At 32.2% G+C, this 22698-nt stretch carries 21 protein-coding genes; 13 read left to right on the top strand and 8 right to left on the bottom strand.

What is annotated here, in order from left to right; all coding sequences use genetic code 11:
* Nucleotides 1-63: 63 nt before the first annotated feature.
* On the top strand, nt 64-873 hold the full coding sequence (locus QLQ95_RS21590) for a M48 family metallopeptidase (RefSeq protein ID WP_095931121.1): 810 nt from the start codon (nt 64-66) through the stop codon (nt 871-873).
* 168 nt (nt 874-1041) lie between these two features.
* Nucleotides 1042-2367 (top strand): MFS transporter, encoded by a 1326-nt coding sequence (locus QLQ95_RS21585; protein WP_482501616.1) that lies wholly within the window; start codon nt 1042-1044, stop codon nt 2365-2367.
* Between the two features lie 90 nt (nt 2368-2457).
* Here QLQ95_RS21585 and QLQ95_RS21580 read toward each other — a convergent pair whose 3' ends face one another.
* From QLQ95_RS21580 to QLQ95_RS21565, 4 genes are read right to left on the bottom strand one after another with little or no spacing between them, the layout of a single operon-like run.
* Nucleotides 2458-3180, bottom strand: a complete 723-nt coding sequence (locus QLQ95_RS21580; protein WP_320495553.1) for a head GIN domain-containing protein — start codon at nt 3178-3180, stop codon at nt 2458-2460.
* 19 nt (nt 3181-3199) lie between these two features.
* Complete coding sequence (locus QLQ95_RS21575) at nt 3200-4258, bottom strand: hypothetical protein (RefSeq protein ID WP_320495552.1); 1059 nt, start codon at nt 4256-4258, stop codon at nt 3200-3202.
* The gene (locus QLQ95_RS21570) at nt 4242-4775 is read right to left on the bottom strand and encodes an anti-sigma factor (RefSeq protein WP_320495551.1); all 534 of its coding nucleotides are present in this window, start codon (nt 4773-4775) and stop codon (nt 4242-4244) included. Before QLQ95_RS21570 ends, QLQ95_RS21575 begins: the two co-directional genes overlap by 17 nt.
* A gap of 14 nt (nt 4776-4789) precedes the next feature.
* Nucleotides 4790-5344: an RNA polymerase sigma factor gene (locus QLQ95_RS21565; RefSeq protein WP_320495550.1), complete on the bottom strand. Its 555-nt coding sequence runs from the start codon at nt 5342-5344 to the stop codon at nt 4790-4792.
* A 164-nt stretch (nt 5345-5508) separates the two neighbouring features.
* Here QLQ95_RS21565 and QLQ95_RS21560 point away from each other — a divergent pair, with 164 nt between their 5' ends.
* From QLQ95_RS21560 to QLQ95_RS21530, 7 genes are all read left to right on the top strand, one after another.
* The gene (locus QLQ95_RS21560) at nt 5509-6195 is read left to right on the top strand and encodes a hypothetical protein (protein WP_482501614.1); all 687 of its coding nucleotides are present in this window, start codon (nt 5509-5511) and stop codon (nt 6193-6195) included.
* 257 nt (nt 6196-6452) lie between these two features.
* The gene (gene lon / locus QLQ95_RS21555) at nt 6453-8906 is read left to right on the top strand and encodes an endopeptidase La (RefSeq protein WP_482501612.1); all 2454 of its coding nucleotides are present in this window, start codon (nt 6453-6455) and stop codon (nt 8904-8906) included.
* A gap of 144 nt (nt 8907-9050) precedes the next feature.
* Nucleotides 9051-10070 (top strand): type IX secretion system protein PorQ, encoded by a 1020-nt coding sequence (porQ, locus tag QLQ95_RS21550; protein WP_320495546.1) that lies wholly within the window; start codon nt 9051-9053, stop codon nt 10068-10070.
* A gap of 4 nt (nt 10071-10074) precedes the next feature.
* Entirely contained in the window at nt 10075-10677 is a 603-nt protein-coding gene (locus QLQ95_RS21545) for a murein L,D-transpeptidase catalytic domain-containing protein (RefSeq protein ID WP_428239190.1), read from the top strand.
* A gap of 99 nt (nt 10678-10776) precedes the next feature.
* Nucleotides 10777-11382: a murein L,D-transpeptidase catalytic domain-containing protein gene (locus QLQ95_RS21540; RefSeq protein WP_482501611.1), complete on the top strand. Its 606-nt coding sequence runs from the start codon at nt 10777-10779 to the stop codon at nt 11380-11382.
* A 43-nt stretch (nt 11383-11425) separates the two neighbouring features.
* Nucleotides 11426-12118: a (d)CMP kinase gene (gene cmk, locus QLQ95_RS21535; protein WP_250836233.1), complete on the top strand. Its 693-nt coding sequence runs from the start codon at nt 11426-11428 to the stop codon at nt 12116-12118.
* 69 nt (nt 12119-12187) lie between these two features.
* On the top strand, nt 12188-13564 hold the full coding sequence (locus QLQ95_RS21530) for a nucleoside permease (RefSeq protein ID WP_482501609.1): 1377 nt from the start codon (nt 12188-12190) through the stop codon (nt 13562-13564).
* Between the two features lie 77 nt (nt 13565-13641).
* On the opposite strand, the gene QLQ95_RS21525 is transcribed toward QLQ95_RS21530, so the two are convergent.
* Nucleotides 13642-14151, bottom strand: a complete 510-nt coding sequence (locus tag QLQ95_RS21525) for a hypothetical protein (protein ID WP_320495538.1) — start codon at nt 14149-14151, stop codon at nt 13642-13644.
* A 128-nt stretch (nt 14152-14279) separates the two neighbouring features.
* Here QLQ95_RS21525 and QLQ95_RS21520 point away from each other — a divergent pair, with 128 nt between their 5' ends.
* The 3 genes from QLQ95_RS21520 to QLQ95_RS21510 all read left to right on the top strand — a co-directional run bounded on the left by QLQ95_RS21520 (nt 14280) and on the right by QLQ95_RS21510 (nt 20096).
* Entirely contained in the window at nt 14280-15116 is an 837-nt protein-coding gene (locus tag QLQ95_RS21520) for a hypothetical protein (protein ID WP_482501607.1), read from the top strand.
* Nucleotides 15117-15589: 473 nt separating this feature from the next.
* Nucleotides 15590-17368, top strand: coding sequence for a 30S ribosomal protein S1 (rpsA, locus tag QLQ95_RS21515; protein ID WP_250836229.1), 1779 nt, complete (start codon nt 15590-15592; stop codon nt 17366-17368).
* Between the two features lie 124 nt (nt 17369-17492).
* Nucleotides 17493-20096 carry a DUF7619 domain-containing protein gene (locus QLQ95_RS21510; protein ID WP_482501605.1) on the top strand — a complete coding sequence of 868 codons (2604 nt, stop codon included), beginning with the start codon at nt 17493-17495 and terminating at the stop codon, nt 20094-20096.
* A 105-nt stretch (nt 20097-20201) separates the two neighbouring features.
* On the opposite strand, the gene QLQ95_RS21505 is transcribed toward QLQ95_RS21510, so the two are convergent.
* On the bottom strand, nt 20202-20729 hold the full coding sequence (locus QLQ95_RS21505) for an ExbD/TolR family protein (protein ID WP_482501604.1): 528 nt from the start codon (nt 20727-20729) through the stop codon (nt 20202-20204).
* A gap of 212 nt (nt 20730-20941) precedes the next feature.
* Here QLQ95_RS21505 and QLQ95_RS21500 point away from each other — a divergent pair, with 212 nt between their 5' ends.
* Nucleotides 20942-21496 (top strand): fasciclin domain-containing protein, encoded by a 555-nt coding sequence (locus QLQ95_RS21500; RefSeq protein ID WP_482501603.1) that lies wholly within the window; start codon nt 20942-20944, stop codon nt 21494-21496.
* 83 nt (nt 21497-21579) lie between these two features.
* Here the strand turns inward: QLQ95_RS21500 and QLQ95_RS21495 are convergent, their stop codons facing one another.
* Entirely contained in the window at nt 21580-22425 is an 846-nt protein-coding gene (locus tag QLQ95_RS21495) for an EamA family transporter (RefSeq protein ID WP_482501601.1), read from the bottom strand.
* A 59-nt stretch (nt 22426-22484) separates the two neighbouring features.
* On the bottom strand, nt 22485-22628 hold the full coding sequence (locus QLQ95_RS21490; protein ID WP_095931140.1) for an SsrA-binding protein: 144 nt from the start codon (nt 22626-22628) through the stop codon (nt 22485-22487).
* Between the last annotated feature and the right edge of the window lie 70 nt (nt 22629-22698).

Genomic DNA, 22698 nt, shown 5'->3' with positions numbered 1-22698 from the left:
GATTTAATATGTAAAATATTTTATTTTTTTTAATTGTATTTTTGTTAGAAAATAGCTCGAATTATGAAAAAATATATGTTTTTAGGGATTTTTGGAGCACTTGTAATGGCTTGTGCAACAAATCCAATTACTGGGAAACAAAACTTGAATTTTGTTTCAAATAGCGAATTATTCCCTTCTTCTTTTCAGCAGTATAACCAGTTTTTAACAGAAAATAAGGTTATTACTGGAACAGCAGATGCTAGACTTGTAGAAAATGTGGGATATAAAATTAAAGCAGCTGCAGAAAAATATCTAAATTATTTAGGTCAGACACAATACTTAAAAGATTATCGATGGGAGTATAAACTGGTTGATAACAAAGAAGTAAATGCATGGTGTCTTCCTGGTGGTAAAATTGTAGTTTATTCTGGAATTTTGCCAGTTACGCAAAATGAAGCTGGTTTGGCAACTGTAATGGGGCACGAAGTTTCTCATGCTTTGGCAAATCATGGAGCGCAAAGAATGTCTGCCGCTCAATTACAGCAAATAGGAGGAGCAGCTTTAGGAGCAGCAACTAGCGGAAAATCTGAAGCAACACAGCAAATATTTGCACAAGCATACGGAATTGGTTCTGAAGTAGGAGTAATGCTTCCATTTAGTAGAAGTAACGAAAGTGAAGCCGACAAAATTGGTTTGACTTTAATGGCAATTGCTGGTTACAATCCAGATGATGCTGTCGCTTTCTGGAGTAGAATGGCTGCCAAATCTGGTGGGGCATCTGCACCTGAATTTATGAGTACACACCCTTCTGATGCAACAAGAATTGCTAATATTAAAGCTTTAATTCCAGAAGCTAAAGCAATTGCATTGAAAGTTGGAACTATAAAATAGATTTTAAGTACACAATAAGTACACAAAATATTCTTTTAAGCCACTCGTTTCCGAATGGCTTTTTTTATTTAGTAAAGTTTATAATTTAATAATGTATGATTTCAACAATTTCCGTTTGATTATCATAAAAAATAGATAAATTCGTAGCCTATTTACAAAACCATTTCTATGAAAAACCTACAAAAAGGAGATAAGAAGCTTTTAAATGCTTGGGCGTTTTATGACTGGGCAAATTCAGTTTATACCTTGACTATTGCATCTGCAGTTTTTCCAATTTTTTACGAAGCATTATTCAGCGACAGAGATCATTATATTGATGTTTTCGGAATGCATCTTAAAAACTCAGCATTAATTAGTTTTATTACGGCATTTGCTTTTATGGTGGTTTCGTTTATTTCACCATTATTATCTGGAATTGCTGATTATGTTGGAAACAAGAAATCATTTATGAAGTTTTTTTGTTACGTAGGAGCTTTGTCTTGTATGGGATTATACTGGTTTGATTTGGATAATATTTATATCGGATTATTATTTTATTTCCTTGGATTACTTGGCTATTGGGGAAGTTTGGTTTTCTACAATTCCTATCTTCCAGATATTGCATTTGAAGAACAGCAGGACAGAATTAGTGCCAAAGGATATTCGTTAGGATATATTGGAAGTGTTATCTTATTAATCATCAATTTAGCGATGATTATGAAGCCTAAAGTTTTTGGAATTTCAGGAACTGATGGCGAAGCAGCAATGAAGGCAATGCGTTATTCTTTTATAATGGTAGGAGTATGGTGGATTTTATTTAGCCAATACACTTACTATTATTTACCAAAAGGAAGTAAAGAATCGGGGCAGAAACTAACAAGATCTGTAGTATTTAATGGCTTTAAAGAATTAAAAAAGGTTTGGACGTTATTACAAGAGAATATTCCTTTGAAACGATATTTAGGAGGTTTCTTCGTTTCTAGTATGGCTGTACAAACGGTAATGCTTGTAGCAACCTATTTTGGAGCCCAGGAAATTCAGTGGGAAACTAAAGAACAAAGTACAATAGGTTTAATTGTTTGTATTTTAATCATTCAATTGGTAGCTGTTGTTGGAGCTGTTTTGACCTCTAGAGCTTCAGAGAAATTTGGAAACGTACCCACTTTAATATTTATCAACGTAATTTGGGCAGTATTTTGTGCGCTTGCCTATTTTATTACTTTGCCAACACATTTTTATGTAATGGCAACAGTTGCCGGATTTGTAATGGGCGGAATTCAAGCATTATCTCGTTCGACTTATTCAAAATTATTGCCTGATACACAAGATACAGCATCGTTTTTTAGTTTCTATGATGTTGCAGAAAAAATCGGAATTGTAATCGGAATGTGCGTTTACGGAATTATCGATCAAATTACCGGAAGCCCTCGTGCTGCAATTGTAATCTTGGCCGTATTTTTTGTTATATCCATATTTCTATTGAGAAGAGTGCATAAAAAAGACGTTTCAAAATAATCGAAACGTCTTTATACTACAATATCGCAAAGTGCAATTAATTATTGATTGATGATAGTTTTGTAATTTGCGATATTTTTATTTAAATAATTAACCTTTGTAAATTTTTCCAGACCCCGAAACTTTTACATCTCTTTTCTCTGGATTTCCTAGATACTTAATATTTCCAGAACCAGAAACTCTTCCCGTAATACTACTTTCGCAAGTTACTACGCTATTTCCAGAACCTGAAACAGTAACATCTACAGTTTGTGATTTTAAATTTGAAGCATTAACGTTTCCTGATCCTGATATTTTGCTTGTAAAAGAATCTGCTTTCCCTTTTAAAACTATATCTCCCGAACCACTTAGCGCTAAATCAAAATTTCTAGAATCAACATCTAAATCAAAATTTCCTGATCCAGAAAGTTTTGCAGAAAAACTATCGCTATTGATTTTGTTTTTGCTTTTAACATCTCCAGATCCAGACAATGTAACTGCTGATATTTTTTCGAAAGGAACTATTACTTGTATCTTTTTGCCCATACTGGTACGAAGTTGTACTCCTCTCTCAATATAAACTTTCAATTCATTTCCTTCAACTTCCACTTTAATTTTAGACAATAAATTTTCTTCTCCTTTAAGAATAATTTTTCCTTCTTTTCCTGATACTAAATCTACATCAAAAAATCCTGAGATTCTTATGCCATCATAGTCTCCAGTTGTTCTTGTTTCGGTAGTGACAGTACCGTTTCCGCTTATTTTTGTTTGTGCGTTAGAATTTATTGCCATAAAAAGTAGGCTTAATGCTGTAAGTAAAATTGACTTTTTCATTGTTTTGATTTTTAGATGATTAATTTTTTGTTAGGGAAATATTTCCGTAGTTCGAATTGATATTGATTTTATTTTGACCTTTTTTCTTGTAATAGCCAGCAATTCTTTTACTGTTACTTTTAACCTCAGAGACAGAAATCTCTAAAGAATTATCATGTTTAATGTTTGAATATCTTGCAGAAATATCAAAATCAAATGCATAATTGGGTACGTAACCAATTGAAATATCTGTATATCCTGAGTTTATGCTAATGTTCCCCGCTTTTTCAGTTACAGTCCCGATACTGATTTTACTGTAATTGGTATCGTAGCTAAAGTTACTGGAAATTTCGCCAATAATGAAAGTTAAATAATTTCCAGAACCACTCAAAGAATTGATTTTTTGAAATTTAAACGTTCCGTAGTTGCAATCTGCTTTTATGTTTTGGCCATCATTAAGATTAACATCTGTATAATTTGCGCTTAGATTCAAGTTCCCAGAATCATTAATTTTAAGATTCGAATATCGAGCATCAATATTTCCTGTTTTTATGTACTCTATGCTTGAATTTTGGCAGTATTGAATAGAGATTTGATTACTAGATCCATTTAGTTTTCCTAAAGCCACTTTTCCATATTTACAGTCAATATCTGTAGAAGCTTCAGCATTTGGTACCGAAATATTACCGTATTTATTAACCAATTTAATTGATCCGTTTTTAGGAATTTTAATCACATAATTGATCTCAAAACTATTATTACTTCCCTTGCTTTTAAGATTAGAGCTTCCTAGTTTGGTTACGGCAGAAACTAGACCTTTAAGCGCCGTGATATCAACATCGATACTGTTTAATCTTTCGTTTACCCAATTTTCATTTGGGCCATTTACCTTTATAGTAATATCCAGATCAATTTTATCTTCATCCCAAGTGGTTACAGTGATGCTTCCATATTTGTTATCAATATCGATTCCTGCATTAGAATTAACGATATAGGTTTTTTTAATGTTTTTTTGTTTAGTAACAAAAGCATCATCATTTGAAAAACCTAAGAAAGGAATCAAAAGAAATAAGATTAGTAAGTTATAGTGTTTTTTCATTAGAGTTGTTTTTTAATTTTTCGTTGTCTTCAATTCTTTTCAAAACGGTTTGTAAAAAAGAAATACGCGTTTGAAGATTGCTAATCATCGCATAAATAATTTGTTTATTCTCACCATTTTTTTGCAGTTCGTTTATGATTTTCTGATAATCAGCGTCAAAAGTTTTCATCTGATTCATAGCATCAGTAATAATCTGCTGATTTTCTGGTGAGTTTTTCTCTTTTAGCTTAACCAGTTCATTATCGATTAGAATATTGAAAATAGAGTCTGTACGTTTAGTTTCTTTAGAAGCAAATTTGAATTCTTTTGGTTTTTCATTTTTATAAAAAAGAGAAACTCCAAGCATCAATACAATCGAAGCGGCAATAGCAGTCGCGAACCAGTATTTTTTCTTAGGCTCTTTTTTGTTTAATTTTTGCAGAAAATCTACCTGGTGATCAGAATTTAATTCCTGAATATCCCATTGGTTTTCAAATCTTTTAAATAAGTCGTCTAAATTGTCTTTTTCATTTTTCATAATTCCAATTCATTTTATATTTCTTCCAATTTTTTTCTCAAACTATCTTTGGCTCTACTCAAGGTTGTTCTGCAATTTGCATATGTAATGTTCAAAATCTCGCAGATTTCTTCTTGATCGTAACCTTCAATGTAAAAAAGAGTCAGCACCATTCTGTAATTATCTTTCAGCTGCAAAATGGTATCTAAAACCTGTTTTAGTTTTAGAGCGTTTAAGTCAATATTTTCAGAAAGAATTCCGTCGTTTTCTTCGATTTTATAAAGCTGTTTACTTAAATCTTCTACATGAAAAGAGTTGTTTTTCTTGTAAAAATCGATGCTATAATTGATGATTATTTTTTTTAACCATGCGCCAAAAGCCACTTCTTGTTTATAGTCATTGATTTTTGTAAAAGCTTTTAAGAAACCTTCCTGCATGACGTCTTGTGCAAAATGTTCGTCTTTTACAATACGAAAAGCCACGTTATACATCGCCTTACAATAGCGATTGTATATTTCAAACTGCGCTTTCTGGTTATTGTTTTTACAGAGCGCAATTAGTTCTTCGATATTTTGGTTGTTTATATTCAAGTAGTGGCTTTTGGTTTTTAATATAGACTTGGCTTTTTTTTGTTTGTTACAGTTTTGATAAAAAAAAATAAAAATATTTTTTGATTTTACGTAATGCCGTAAGGTATAATACATTCATTGCTATAATTTCACATAAAATTTAACTACCAAAAACAAATTCAATAATGAGAAAATTAAACAAATGCTTTGTAATTCTGTTTGTTATGACAGGATTTATGTTAACATCATGTAGCAATGACGATTCTAGTGAAAGTGCTGGAGAATCAACAGGTGATTATTGGCCTTCTAAAGTCGGTAATCAATGGGTTTTTAATCAAGATGGCGCTGAAAGCACAGTAAAAATTCAAAGTTCATCTAATAAAGATGGCAATACGTATTATAAATTTAACCAATTATTTGGTTCTACTGACGAAATTTCTGGAACAGCAGGTGCTTCGCTTAAAAAAGTAAAAGGAGATTATTGCATCGTTATTGATGAAGTGAATTATAGTTCTGAAGGAATAACCGGAAAATCAACTGGATATGAATTTATTCTTTTTAAGGATTATTTGGATGTAAATCAAACATGGAAAGGGTCTTATTCTCTAGAAACAAGCTTTAATATACCAAGTTTTCCTTCTTTGAAAATGAATGCAAACTACACAGGTACTATTTTAGAAAAAGGAATAAGCTTAAAAGTTAAAGAAGTAACCTATAGTAATGTAATCAAATTTAAACTCCATATTGAAGCAAGCGCGCAGGGACAAAGTTCTTCATCAGATACATTTTATTGGATTGCTAAGGATGTTGGAATTGTAAAATTAGAATCGTCTGGCACTACTTCAGAACTCGTTTCTTACTCTTTGAAGTAATGAATAAATAAAATGCTTGAAACCCGAAAATCTTTTTTCGGGTTTTTTGTTTTCTAAACTTTAAAATGGATTGTATTTTAAAATTGACTAATTAGAATTATTTAAGCTTTAAGTTTGTTTTGGCATAATGATTGTCTATTTTTATGCCCTATCTTGTAATTGAAAAACGAAACACGTTTTTGGTAAAACTTCAATAAGCAATACTCTATTTATAGATAGCACAGAAAATTTAATGACAAAAAGACTTATATTTTATTATGTCAAACCATAAAATACTTACCATTGACAATCTGTCACTTCAAGAATTTGACTCAGAGGCAGAATTAATTCCATTATTGACTCCAGAAGACGAAGAGGAAATGAATAATGAAGAACTTCCTGTTTCTCTTCCGATTTTACCTTTACGCAATACTGTTTTATTTCCTGGAGTTGTTATCCCAATTTCTGCTGGGAGAGATAAGTCTATTAAACTAATTAATGATGCTAATGCAGGCGGAAAAATAATTGGTGTAGTTTCTCAAATTAACGAAGAAGACGAAGATCCGTCAAAAGATGATATTCATAAAGTTGGAACTGTTGCACGCATTTTACGTGTGCTTAAAATGCCTGACGGAAATGTAACGGTTATTCTTCAAGGAAAAAAACGCTTTGAAATTGACGAAGTTGTTTTAGAAGATCCCTATATGACAGCAACGATCAAAGAAGTTGCTGAAGAACGACCAGATGAAAATGATACTGAATTTACTGCTATTTTAGATTCTGTAAAAGAATTGGCGATTCAGATTATTAAAGAAAGTCCAAACATTCCTTCAGAAGCTACTTTTGCTATTAAAAACATTGAAAGCCAATCGTTTTTAATCAATTTTGTTTCGTCTAACATGAATTTATCAGTAAAAGAAAAACAAGGTCTTTTATCGATAAATGGGTTAAAAGAACGTGCTTTAGAGACTTTACGTTATATGAATGTAGAACTTCAAAAATTAGAATTGAAGAATGACATTCAGTCAAAAGTTCGTTTTGATTTAGATCAGCAGCAAAGAGAATATTTCCTTCACCAGCAAATGAAAACCATTCAAGAAGAATTGGGTGGCGTTTCTCAGGAAGAGGAAATGGACGAAATGGGGCAGAAGGCTAAAACCAAAAAATGGGACGAAAAAACGCAGAAACATTTTGAGAAAGAATTGTCTAAAATGCGTCGTATGAATCCGCAGTCGCCAGATTTTGGAATTCAGCGCAATTACTTAGAATTGTTTTTGGAATTGCCTTGGGGCGAATATTCTAAAGATAAGTTCGATTTAAAACACGCACAGAAAATTTTAGATAAAGATCATTTTGGACTTGATGAAGTTAAGAAAAGAATGATCGAGCATTTGGCAGTTTTAAAATTGCGAAATGATATGAAATCACCAATTATATGTTTAACAGGGCCTCCAGGAGTTGGTAAAACTTCAATCGGTCGTTCTGTTGCAGAAGCTTTAGGAAGAGAGTACGTTCGTATTTCTTTAGGAGGCTTGCGTGATGAAGCGGAGATTCGCGGTCATAGAAAAACCTATATTGGAGCGATGCCAGGACGTATTATTCAGAGCTTGAAAAAAGCAGGAACATCCAATCCTGTATTTATTTTAGACGAAATCGATAAATTATCAAACAGTAATAGTGGCGATCCATCTTCAGCTTTATTAGAAGTTTTAGATCCAGAGCAAAACAGTTCTTTCTACGATAATTTCCTTGAAATGGGATATGATTTGTCTAAAGTAATGTTTATTGCGACTTCAAATAATATGGCTACAATTCAGCCAGCTTTGCGCGATCGAATGGAAGTTATCAAAATGTCAGGCTACACTATTGAAGAAAAGGTTGAAATTGCCAAAAGACATTTATTTCCAAAACAATTAGAAGCTCACGGTTTAACCGCAAAAGATTTGACTATTGGTAAAAAGCAATTAGAAAAAATCATTGAAGGTTATACGAGAGAATCGGGTGTTCGTAATTTAGAAACAAAAATTGCGCAAGTAATAAGAAATGCAGCAAAATCTGTTGCAATGGAAGAGGAGTACAACAAGAAAGTTACAGATGAAGATGTTGTAGCGATTTTGGGAGTGCCAAGATTAGAGCGCGATAAATACGAAAATAACGATGTTGCAGGTGTTGTAACAGGTTTAGCTTGGACCAGTGTTGGAGGAGATATTTTGTTTATTGAATCTTTGATTTCTGAAGGAAAAGGATCATTGACTATTACAGGAAATCTTGGAACTGTAATGAAAGAATCTGCTACAATTGCATTAGAATATATTAAAGCAAATGCTAAGAAATTAGGTATTAGTACAGAATTGTTCCAAAAATATAACATCCACTTGCACGTTCCAGAAGGAGCAACTCCAAAGGACGGACCAAGTGCTGGTATTGCAATGCTTACTTCTTTAGTTTCGCTTTTAACTCAGAAAAAAGTGAAGAAAAGTTTGGCTATGACTGGAGAAATTACGCTTCGTGGAAAAGTATTGCCGGTTGGTGGTATTAAAGAAAAAATCTTAGCGGCAAAAAGAGCAGGAATTAAAGAAATTATTCTTTGCCACGAAAACAAAAGCGATATTGATGAAATCAAAGCAGAATATTTAGAAGGCCTAAGTTTTCATTATGTAAAAGAAATGAGTGAAGTTTTAGCTTTAGCTTTAACAGATCAGAAAGTAAAAAATGCTAAAGATTTGAAATAAATATTTCTTTTGGCTGAATATGTAAATTCCAAATTCCAATTTTAATGATTGGAGTTTGGAATTTTTTTATTGGACTTTATTTTTAGTGTTATATAATTTTATATTTGCACTTGCGTTATTCCCATATAGGTGCGCCAAAAACAAATGCTTAAAAAAGTTGTTTTATTTTTTATAATCTTAATTTGTTCGTCTTCTTTCGGACAAGTTGGAGGGCGCTACACTTACCAGTTTTTAAATTTGACCACTTCGCCAAGACAGGCGGCATTAGGAGGAGATATTATTACCATATATGATGAGGATGTTAATCAAGCTATGTCGAACCCCGCTCTTATAAACGCAGACATGGACAATCATTTGGCATTAAATTACGGAAGTTATTATGGTGAAGCCTCTTATGGTACAGCATCGTATGCTTATACTTATGATAGACATGTGCAGACTATTTATGCTGGAGTTACTTATGTGAACTATGGTACATTTGAAGGTTATGATGAAAACGGACAGGCAACTTCTAATTTTACAGGAAGCGAAGGTGCATTATCGGTTGGATATGCGTACAATGTTCCTTATACCGATTTATACATTGGAGCAAGTGGTAAATTGATCACTTCTTCTTTAGAAAGTTATAATTCGATAGGTGGTGCAGTCGATTTGGGTTTTTTATATGTAGATGAAATGAATGACCTAAATTTCGCCCTTGTATTTAGAAACATGGGGACACAGTTTACTACTTATTCAGGAATTAAAGAAAATCTTCCATTTGAAATTGTAGCAGGTATTTCTCAAGAATTAGAACATGTTCCAATTCGCTGGCATCTTTCTCTAGAAAATTTACAGCAATGGAATATCTCTTTTTCAAATCCAGTTCGTGGAGAAACGAATATCGATGGCTCTACAAGTCCAGAAAAAGTTTCTTTTGTAAACAATGCGCTAAGACACGTAGCTTTTGGCGTTGAGCTTTTCCCTAAAAAAGCATTCAATTTTAGAGTAGGATATAATTTTAGAAGAGGCGAAGAATTACGAGTAGACGAACAGCGTAACTTTTCGGGCGTTTCTTTGGGGTTTGGTTTAAAAATGAATAAACTGAAATTCAATTATTCATATTCTAGATATACGTTGGCGGCCAACACAAGTCTTTTTGGTTTAACATTAAATTTTCAATAAGTAAATGAAACTGTTCTATTTGGCTTTGTTTATGTCAATAAGCTTTTTTACGGGTTCTAAACTTTCTTTTAAAGAAGAAGAAACTATTTCTACAATAGAAATGGAAAGAATTAATGGTAGAATTGCTGGTATAAAAGACATGATTACTACCGATCATAAATACAATCAGAAAATAGTTTTTTTAATTGATATGAAAGTGCCTTCTGGAAGAAATCGCTTTTTTGTTTACGATCTGCAGAAAGATGAAGTTGTAGATCAAGGTCTTGTAGCCCATGGTTCTGGTTCTGAAACAGGAGTAAGGGGAGCGCTTAAATTTAGCAATATGCCAAATTCTAATTGCACTGCTCTAGGTAGATATTCTGTTGGAAAAACCTATAAAGGCATTTTTGGAAAAGCATATCGATTGGCTGGTTTAGAAGAAAGCAATAACAATGCTTTAAAAAGAGCAATTGTTTTGCATCATTATTCTGCGGTTCCTTACGAAGAACAGGATTATTATATAAGCAATAGTCACGGATGCCCGATGGTAAACGAACAGTTTTTTAAAAGAATAGAAAAAATTATTGATAATTCTAAGTCCAATATCCTTATGGATATTTACTATTAATAAAAGAGCGTAAGAGTGTCCAAAAGAAAGTCAAAACTTTTTATTGTCGAATAGTTTTAGTCTTCAATATTGAAAAGTTTTTTTTCTGAATCTAAATCAATGAAAAAAATAATTATTGTATTCCTTTTTATTCTTGCGCTTTTTGTCGGGTATTTGCTGCTGTCCGATAGTAAAGAAATTGGTTTATTGTCTTCTGATGATAAAAGAATTGAATTTCAAATTGCTGACATAAAAAAGCTGATAAACAAAAATCCGCAATACAATAACAAAATAGCCTTCTTTGTTGATATGAAAATTCCTTCGGGAAAAAATCGCTTTTTTGTTTATGATTTAAAAGCAGATAAAATTATCGATAAAGGTTTGGTTGCCCATGGTTCTGGTTCTGAAACAGGTATTAAAGGTAAACTTCGTTTTAGCAACGTTCCCAATTCATTAAGCACTTCATTAGGGAAATATTACATTGGAAAACATTATTACGGAAAGTTTGGTAGAGCATATAAGCTCTACGGATTGGATAAAACGAATAGTAATGCTTTTAAACGAGATATTGTTTTTCATTACTATTATGATGTTCCATATGAAGAGAAAGATGGCTACATTTGCAATAGTTTTGGCTGTCCTATGGTTAATAAAAAATACTTTGACAGAATAGCGCGACTAATTGATAGTTCTGAATCGAATATTTTGATGAGTATTTATTATTAAAAATCAACTGTCATTAAAAGAATAAAAATTTAAATATAAAAAATTGAAAAAAATTACCATTGCTATCGACGGATTTTCATCTACAGGCAAAAGCACTCTTGCAAAACAATTAGCAAAAGAATTGGAATATGTTTATGTAGATACTGGGGCGATGTACCGCGCGGTTGCCTATTTTGCTATGCAGCATAATTTGATTGAGGCCGATTTTTTTAAGAAAGAAGCTTTGGTTGAAGCATTATCTGATATCAAATTAGAATTTAAGTTTAATTCAGATTTAGGTTTTGCAGAAATGTATTTGAATGGTGAGAATGTAGAGAAACAAATTAGAACGATCGAAGTCTCTAATTTTGTTAGCAAAGTAGCAGCTGTTTCAGAAGTTCGTTCTAAGTTGGTAGAGCAGCAGCAGGAAATGGGAACCAATAAAGCCATTGTAATGGATGGAAGAGATATTGGAACTGTAGTTTTTCCGAATGCAGAATTAAAAATATTTATGACCGCAAGTGCAGAAACACGTGCACAAAGACGTTTTGATGAATTACAGCAAAAAGGTGATAATGTTTCTTATGAAGAAGTTTTGAAAAATGTTGTAGATAGAGATTATATGGATACACACCGCGAAGATTCTCCTCTTGTAATTGCCGATGACGCCATTGAGATTGATAATTCTTACTTAAATAAAGAAGAACAATTTGCTGCAGTTCTGGAATTAGTGAATGATGTTGTTAAAACAGCATAATTTTTTGCAGATATTATTTTAAATGGTAGTTTTACCGCTTCATTTTTACTAAAGAACAATTTTTATCATATGGGGATTAAAAATAGATTGATTTTAATGAGCTTTCTTCAATTTTTTGTTTGGGGAGCCTGGCTTATAACAATTGGAAATTATTGGTTTGGAACAAAAAACTGGGAAGGAACTCAATTCGGACTAGTTTTCGGAACCATGGGAATCGCTTCTCTTTTTATGCCTACACTTACAGGTATTATTGCCGACAGATGGATTAATGCCGAAAAATTATACGGTGCGCTTCATATTCTTTATGCGGTAGTTTTATTCGGAATTGCACAAGTTGCTACACCAGATACTTTTATTATTGTTATGCTTTTAGCAATGTGCTGTTATATGCCAACAATTGCTTTAAGTAATTCAATATCTTATACTTCGCTTAAATTAAATAATAAAAACATTGTAAAAGATTTTCCGCCAATTCGTGTTTGGGGAACAATTGGTTTTATTGTGGCAATGTGGATTACGAATTTAAGTGGAAGTAAAGCGACTGAATATCAGTTTTATATTGCTGGAGTTGGTGCTTTAATCCTTGGAGTTTATGCTTTTACTTTGCCAAAATGTGAGCCGCAGCGTTTGATTAAAGAAAATGCTACTTGGATTGAAACTTTTGGTTTAGAATCTTTCAAATTGTTTGCAAATTACAAAATGGCTTTGTTTTTTGTTTTTTCTATGTTTTTAGGAGGAGCATTACAATTGACAAATGCTTATGGCGATGTATTTTTAGATGAGTTCAAGCATTTTCCAAAATACGCAGATTCTTTCGTAATAAAATATTCGACTATTATAATGTCGATTTCTCAAGTTTCTGAAACCTTGTTTATTCTAGCAATTCCGTTTTTCTTAAGACGCTTCGGTATCAAACAGGTTATGTTGATTAGTATGTTGGCTTGGGTTCTTCGTTTTGGATTATTTGCGTTTGGAGATCCGATAGGAGGGTTATGGATGATTATTTTGTCTTGTATCGTTTACGGAATGGCATTTGATTTCTTCAATATTTCGGGTTCTTTATTCGTAGAAAGCAATACAGATTCTAAAATTCGTTCTTCTGCACAAGGTTTATTTATGATGATGACCAATGGAGTAGGAGCAGTTTTAGGAAGTTTAACTTCTGGATGGGCAATTGATCGTTTTTTTACCAAATCATTTGCTAACACAACAGAATTGGCTGGATTTTTACAAACAGATGCGACTAATGAGAAAATGGTAGAATTTGTAAAAGGACAAGGAAATTCAATTTCTGCAGACGGAATTTTTACAAATCCAATTTTGATGAAAGATTGGCACACGATCTGGTTATCATTTGCAGCTTATGCTTTGGTGATTGCAATCGCTTTTGCTATTTTGTTTAAACACAAACATGATCCGAAGGAAATTGAGAATTTGAGTCATTAATATCTCTATAATTATATATAAAATCCCGTTTTCAATATATCGAAAACGGGATTTTTTTAGTGAAGAATTTAGAAAACTTATTTTAGAGAAGCAATCAGATCTTCTACTTGCCTTTTTTGTTCTGCATATTTTTGTTGGAGCTCGGAACCTTCACCCATTCGGCTGTAATATTCAAGACCTTTATTGGCGAAGAATTTTTTGTGAAAGTTGGATATTTCCGGAATTTGCGGAAACTGAATATGAAAGTTCATTTCGTAATAAGCTTGCCATTCTCGTTCATTTTTATCTAAAACATAAGGTTTTATTGTCTTTTGATTGACGTGAACCATTTCGTGAGTGATTAAAACAAGCATTAATTCTAACTGAAATTCGAAGGTGTTTTCAGGTATTCGAATGATTTGAGGTTTCCCAAAATCTCCTTCAGTTGTCATGAGGATAAAATCTGGTTTGGCGCTTTCTCTAAACTCAAATCCTTTTAAGTTAGCATTTTTGAGATTATACTTTTTTAATAACCAATAAACAGCATTGATAACTTGTCCTTTTTCATGCAAAGTCTTTATTTTTATTTTTATTTCATCAAGTGTCATGGTTATAAGATTATAATAAGGAATTAAAGTTATAGATAAATTTACATTTAATTTGGGAAGCAAAGTTTTTTTTTTGTAGGTTTTTGTTTATAATTTAAGCATTGTATATTTGCTTTTAAAATTGCAATATGTTATCTCACTACAAGAATTCTCTTCCTCCATTTCGTGCTGTACGTTCGATTTCTAATGCATTTTGGGGTTTTACTACTGGTGTTTTTCTTCTGTTGCTGGTCTTAGCAGGAGTTTGTCTGATCATTTATTTGATAGTAGAATTACTTACAGAACCTTTAATGTCTGGAAAAGAGATTTTAGGCTTAATTGTTTTGGTATTATCCATTGCCAGTGCAATTGGCTTTTTTATTTATAAGGTAGTCTATGAAAGAAGTAAACGATACACCACTACTATAATAGATGAAAATGGAGTTCATTACTTTAACAGATTCAATAATACGATTGTGAATGAGTTGTTGTGGAGTCAATTTACAGAAAGACTCTTAGGAGAACAAAAAGGAATTTATATCGCAAAATTTGATATTGATTGTTTGGCTTATAATTCAAGAGGAGGCAGGTCGGAAGGAGGTATTGTAACGAAACTTTTTTGGAGGATTAAAGTAAATGAAAAAGAAATAATACACAGCGAATATTTTACTTCCAGTCATCTTTTTAGCGGCATTTATATTAATCGAGAAGATTTGATCCGGGCATTTTTATTGGGTTTAGCGCATTACAGGCCTGACCTTACAATAAATCCTTGGATTTTTATTGCAAACTCAATCAATATCAAGGATTATACTTTTTATCCAAAGTCAATATTTGTTAATGTGCTTATGGTATTGTTCTTTGTATTGTTGATGCTGTTTATTTTGTTTTTGTTATATGAAAGTTCAACTCCATTAGAACAGGAAAATGTTCTGAGAATGATTCATGATTCGTTTGCAAAACTTAAAAGTTTAATGGAATTTTAAAGATTGTAAATGATCATAAATCCGAAAGATTTAAAACCTGTCATGTTTGTTTTATTTACGGATCAAGTCCTTGTTAAGCTTCAAACTTAAACAAAGGTAGCTATGCATAGTATTTTTAGGAAGAAAGGGTTTTGCCTGCGCTCAACCTGACAAATATGGCTGTTGAAAACAATACAGCTTCTAACCTAGCCCCGATAGAAGTGGAAATCCTTTTGTGACGGGGTTCGGCACAAAAGATTGCAACGGATAGCGGGACTGAACGTCTTGAAAACATAAATTCTTCTGCTTCTTAAACAAATGGCTGATAATCATATCGGTTTTGTTTTGTTAATTCAGAAAAATGTATTAATTTTGCAGTCCTTTTGGCAGAGAAGAGTTTCTATTAGGAATCAACCATTTATGTAAAACAACTTCTGTATTTTCTATCGCATAGAGAAACTCGAGAAAAACAGAATACAAATTTTTTTATCAGCATGTCTGAACAATTAAAATCACAAGAAGAGTTTTTAGCAAATTTTAACTGGCATAACTTCCAAGAAGGAATTGATGCAGTAGATGAAAAAAACTTACAAGAGTTTGAAGAACTAGTATCAAAAACTTTCATCGCTACAGATCAAGAAGAAGTAGTAGAAGGAGTTGTCGTTAGAATTACAGATAGAGACGTTATCGTTGATATCAATGCTAAATCTGAAGGTGTTATTTCTTTAAACGAATTTCGTTACAACCCTAATTTAAAAGTAGGTGACAAAGTAGAAGTATTAATCGACATCCGTGAGGATAAAACAGGTCAATTAGTATTATCTCACAGAAAAGCACGTACTATCAAATCTTGGGATAGAGTTATTGCAGCTAATGAAACTGGAGAAATCGTTAACGGTTTTGTTAAATGTAGAACTAAAGGAGGTATGATTGTTGACGTTTTCGGAATCGAAGCGTTCTTACCTGGATCTCAAATTGACGTTAAGCCAATTAGAGACTACGATGTATATGTAAACAAAATGATGGAATTCAAAGTGGTAAAAATCAACCACGAATTCAAAAACGTTGTTGTATCTCATAAAGCGCTTATCGAGGCTGATATTGAAGTACAGAAAAAAGAGATCATCGGTCAATTACAAAAAGGACAAGTATTAGAAGGTGTTGTTAAAAACATTACTTCTTATGGTGTGTTCATTGACTTAGGTGGTGTTGACGGATTAATTCACATTACTGACCTTTCTTGGAGTAGAATCAACCACCCAAGTGAAGTTCTTGAATTAGACCAAAAATTAAACGTTGTAATCCTTGATTTCGATGATGAGAAAACAAGAATTCAATTAGGATTGAAACAATTAAACGCTCACCCATGGGATGCTTTAGATGCTAACTTAACTGTTGGTGACAAAGTTAAAGGTAAAGTAGTTGTAATCGCTGATTACGGTGCATTTATCGAAGTTGCTGAAGGTGTTGAAGGTTTAATCCACGTTTCTGAAATGTCATGGTCAACTCACTTACGTTCTGCTCAGGACTTCGTGAAAGTTGGAGATGTTGTTGAGGCAGTTATCTTAACTCTTGACAGAGATGATCGTAAGATGTCATTAGGTATCAAACAATTGACTCAAGATCCATGGACTGACATTACTTCTAAATACCCAGTAGGTTCTAAACATACAGGTATCGTTAGAAACTTTACAAACTTTGGTATTTTCGTAGAATTAGAAGAAGGAATTGATGGATTAATCTACATCTCTGACTTATCTTGGACTAAGAAAATTAAACACCCATCTGAGTTTGTAAACGTTGGTGAAAAACTTGATGTAGTTGTATTAGAATTAGATGTTGAAGGACGTAAATTATCTTTAGGTCACAAACAAACTACTGCTAATCCTTGGGATCAATACGAAGATTCTTTCGCTGTAGGAACTATCCACAACGGTGAGATTTCTGAAATCGTTGACAAAGGAGCTACTGTAGAATTCGGAGATGATATCGTTGCTTTCATTCCTACTCGTCACCTTGAAAAAGAAGACGGAAAGAAATTGAAAAAAGGTGATACTGCTGATTTCAAAGTAATTGAATTCAACAAAGAATTCAAAAGAGTAGTTGCTTCTCACACTGCTATCTTCAGAGAAGAAGAAGAGAAAAACGTGAAAGCTGCAACTGAAAATACTTCATCTGCATCTTCTACAAATGCACCAGCTGCAACTTTAGGAGATAACAATGATGTATTAGCTGCATTAAAAGCTAAAATGGAAAAAACTGAGAAAAAATAATTCTTAGCTTTTTATAAATAGGAAGTCCCACAGTAATGTGGGACTTTTTTTTGCTCAAATTTTATTTTATTTAGAAAACTTTAACAAATAAAGTTGTGTTATTATTTTAAAAAGTTATTTTTGTATGAAAATACCACATATGAAAAAACTCTACTTTTTTGTTTTGGCTTTATGCTTTTTTAATGGTGCAAATGCACAATTTGTTTCTTTTCAGGATTTTAATCTTAAAATTAAATTGCTGTCATCTCCTGTAAATACCAACTCCAATTCGGAAATTGAAATCAGCGAAGCGTTAAATACTACTTATTTAGATATTAGCAACTCTAATGTCATTTCATTACAAGGATTAGAAAGTTTTGCCAATCTTCAATTTTTAAATTGTAGTGACAATCCAATTATGACAGATGTTGATTTTAATTTTCTAAAGAAATTAGTTTATTTAAAGTATTCTAATATTCAAAACAAACAATATTTACAAATTGAAAATTTACCAGAGTTAACCACTATAATAGCTGATGGACTAACTAATTTGAAATATGTTCAATGTACAGGAAATCCAAAACTAGAGACATTAAACTTAAATGGGGCAGTTAGTTTGACTGAAATTGCGGCTTCAAATAATAAATTGACTACCTTAAACCTTCAAGGTTTAACTGCACTTAAAAAGTTATATTGCGGAGGAAATCAATTGGCTGAATTAGATGTCAGAAGTTTAACAAATTTAGAATCTTTAGAATGCGGTGGTAATCTGTTGACATCACTAAAAGTGAATGGCTTAACAAAACTTTTTTCATTATCATGTACTTATAATAAACTGTTACAATTAGATCTTAATGGATTAACTAATCTGGGTTATTTACAGTGTTTTTCTAATCAAATAATGAGCCTTAATGTAAGCGGTTCAGCCAATCTTATTGAGCTTTATTGTGATGGAAATGCTATTTCATCATTAAATTTGAATGGTTTAGAAAAACTCGAATATGTAAATTGCAGTAGTAATCAATTGCAATATTTAAATATAAATGGACTGCCAAAGCTTAAAGGTTTTAGATGTATAAATAATAAGCTTACAGCTTTAGATTTAACGCAATTAGCAAGTCTAACAAAATTGGAGTGTTCTTACAACCAATTGAAAATGTTGGATGTAAGTGATTTAGGTGAATTAGAAGAGCTTAACTGCTCAAACAATGAGCTTAACTTTTTGTATATAAGAAATGGCAATAACGAAGCTAAAAATTTAAATTTTTCTGAAAATCCAAATTTGTTATATGTTTGTGCAGATGAAAGTCAATTGTCGCAAGTTCAAAGTCTTTTAAATAATTATGGGTATACCAATTGCAGTGTAAATGCCTATTGCTCATTTAATCCAGTAGGGCAATATTTTATTGTTTCTGGGGATAATAAAATAGACGCAGATAATAACGGCTGTGATACTCAAGATTTAAATTTGCCAAATTTAAAGCTTAATATATCTAATGGAACTGATACTTCAAGTTATATAGCCAATGGAAATAATTATTCTATTGCCTTGCCAACAGGAACGCATTCTATAACACCTGTTTTAGAAAATCCTACTTATTTTGCGATTACGCCATCAGCTATAAATGTTGACTTTCCATCACAGACAAGTCCGTTGAATCAAAATTTTTGTATTACACCAAATGGTATACATTCAGACTTAGAAATAGTCGTTATACCAATCAATCCAGCTAGACCAGGATTTGAGGCATCATATAAAATTATTTATAAAAACAAAGGTAATATAGCAGAATCTGGATCAGTGAATTTAAGTTTTAATGATTCTGTTTTGGATTTTATCGCATCAAATCCAGCTGTAAATACTCAGAGTACAAATAATTTATCATGGAATTTTACAAATATTAAACCTTTTGAGTCCAGAGAAATCACATTTACCATTAAAGTAAATGCTCCGACAGCTACTCCAGCTGTAAATAATGGTGATATATTGGCATATACAGCAACCATAGTATCTTCAAATGCAGATGAAACCCCTAAAGACAATTCATTTGGCTTCAATCAAACAGTTGTAGGATCTTATGATCCGAATGATAAAACCTGTTTGGAAGGCTCAGTTATTACTTCAGAATTAATAGGTGAGTTTGTGCATTATTTGATTCGTTTTGAAAACACAGGAAGTTATCAAGCGCAAAATATCGTTATAAAAGACATCATTGATTTATCAAAGTTTGACATTTCAACGCTAATTCCGACGAGTTCTAGCCATTCATTTGTAACTAAAATTTCTGGAGGAAATAAGGTAGAGTTTATTTTTGAAAATATTAATCTTCCTTTTGATGATGCCAATAATGACGGTTATGTAGCTTTTAAAATTAAAACCAAACCAACACTTGTTGTGGGAGATTCTTTTACAAACGAAGCAAATATTTACTTCGATTATAATTTTCCAATTTTAACCAATACAGCAACTTCTACATTTAAAAGCACTTTGACGACCCAGGATTTTAATTTTTCTAGATATTTGGTTTTATATCCAAATCCATCAGATCAAATTTTAAATATTTCTCAGAATGAGAATATTAATGTACAATCTTTTGAGATTTATGATATTTTAGGTCAATTAATTATAGCTATTCCAAACGCAAAAACAACCTCAAATATTGATGTTTCCAAGTTGAAAACGGGTAATTACTTTATAAGAGTAAAATCAGATAAAGGAAGTTCAAGTATGAAATTCATTAAGATTTAAATAAAAAGTCCCACAGTAATGTGGGACTTTTTATTTGTTTCAGGTTTCAAGTTTGTTTCGTTTGTCAGTTCGAGTGGAGTCGAGAACCTTTTTGAAAGTGATTTTTTATTTTAAAGCTAATAATTTAGATTCTTCTGGTGTGAAATCATTTACAATTACATATGTACTTATATCTGCAATTGCCATTTCATCTAATATATCAACTAGATTTTTAAAGTTAGATTTTTTGCTTGGTTTTATGATAACAACCATTCCTCGTCCTGGTCTTCCTAATTGAGCAGAATAATTAAGCATGTTTTTGTTTTGTTTTAGAAGCTCTTGTCTTATTCCATCTTTTCCGTATCCAAACTTTTTAGGAGCAACTTTGGGTACTTCTAGTAGTCCCATATAAGACACTAGTTTATTATCATCTCCTAGTAAAATTGTGTAAGATCGGTTTTCTCCACAGCCACCTGTCCATTTACATGCAATATTACCATAATCTGGCAGACTTAAAGCCATAGCTTTGTTTTTTCGTAATTCTATTGTGACCATAAAAAAAATAATTAATAAAAAAGAGACGCTAACCATTGCAGTTAAATCTACTCTCGAACTTAACTTTTTGCTTCGTACTTTCTGTGGTAAATTTTTCATAAAGAATAGTTTTGAATTTAAATTTAATAATAAAAAGAAAGCAAAATTCATGTATTCTTAAAATTTTTAGAATAAAATTTAAAATCTACTAAAGCCTTGTTTTGCTAGTACTTAGAAAGATATAGTTTTCTTTTTCGAAACTAATTTGTTTTAATTTAAAACCAAAACATTTTTTCCTGCGTAAATGAGCTTATAACTTAAAAACAATAAATATGAAAACTAGAAAATTTTTAGCTCTTGCAGTTTTAGCTTTAGGATTTGCATTTACATCAAATGCACAAAAATCAGTAATGGTTGGTGGAGCAGCGATGTATCCGAATAAAAATATTATCGAAAATGCTGTTAATTCAAAAGATCACACCACATTAGTAGCCGCAGTAAAAGCTGCAGATTTAGTTGAAACATTAACAGGGGCAGGTCCGTTTACTGTTTTTGCTCCAACTAATGCTGCTTTTGATAAATTGCCAAAAGGAACTGTAGAGACGTTATTGAAACCAGAGAATAAAAAAATGCTTCAAAATATCCTGACTTATCATGTAGCAGCGGGAAAATGGAGTTCTGCTGATATTGCAAAAGCAATAAAAGACGGAAAAGGAAAAGCAACGATTAAAACAGTAAGTGGTGGAACCCTTACGGCATGGATGAAAGGTAAAGATCTATATATTACTGACGAAAATGGCAGTAAAGCAAAAGTGACCATTGCAGATGTTAATCAGTCAAATGGTGTAATTCATGTAATAGATGCTGTTTTGCTTCCAAAAAAATAAGTAGTTTCAAATTCCAAAAAAGAAATTCCAAATTCCAAGCTTAAATTGGAATTTGGAATTTTTATTTTGAGATTTTTCCAAGATTATTTTTTAGCGGTCAAAGTGCTTCCTGCAGAAGCAATTATAACACAAAGTACAGCTAGAATTTCGTAGAAGTTTAAATTTTCTTGAAGAAATATAAAAGCGCAAATAGAAGCTGCTGCTGGTTCTAGACTCATTAATATGCTAAAAGTACGAGGCGGAAGTTTTCCTAAAGCCTTCATTTCTAAAGTAAACGGAATCGCACTAGACAAAAGAGCAAGAGCAACACCCATTCCGAATAATTTTGGAGTAAGATTGTTTAATCCGCTTTCTAGAAAACCAAAAGGCAAGACTAAAATCGCCGCAAACAGCATTCCGGTTGTAACGGCATCACCATCGTTCATTATTTTCGAAATTTTACCTCCTAAAACAATATAAGCACTCCAGAATGCTCCAGCGAGAAGCGCGCATATAATTCCGATAGGATCTAAGCGATCGTTTGTCCATGGTGCAATTAATAAAATGCCAATTGCAGCCAGCATTACCCAACAATAATCAACCAAACGTTTTGAACCTGTTATAGCCAGTATTAAAGGTCCAACAAACTCTAAAGTTACGGCTAGGCCAATTGGAATTTTTTCTATTGCGAGATAAAAAATTAAATTCATGGCCCCTAACGACAGACCATACGGGATTACAATTTTCCATTGTTGCGGAGTTATCGCTTTTAGATTTGGTCTGTAAGCCAGTAGTAAAATTAACGCCGAAATACCAATACGCATAGATGCCGTACCAGCTGCGCCGATTGTAGGAAAAAGTGTTTTGGCAATAGCAGCCCCACATTGAACACTAATAATAGCTAATAATACTGCTGGAACAGGAGGAAGGCTGAATTCTCGGTTTTTCATAAAAAATAAGACAGAATCATAAAAAATAATTGCTGTCGGATAATAAAATGTATTCTAAATTAATTGTCCAATGCTCTTTTTGTAACATAGGCGCGGTAACCAATAATAGCCATTTGCCATTTCGTAGCCTTAGAAATGTCTAGACCCTTTTTGGTAAAGCTTGGCAAAAGTAGTTTATTTAGTTTAGCTAATAATTTATACATAGTAGATTTGTTTGTTCAAAGATATAAAAAAAGACTTTGTGTTTGAAGCAAAGTCTTTTGGGTAGTAAAA

This window comes from Flavobacterium sp. B330r, from assembly GCF_056824325.1.
This window is presented reverse-complemented; position numbering and strand designations above follow the sequence as displayed.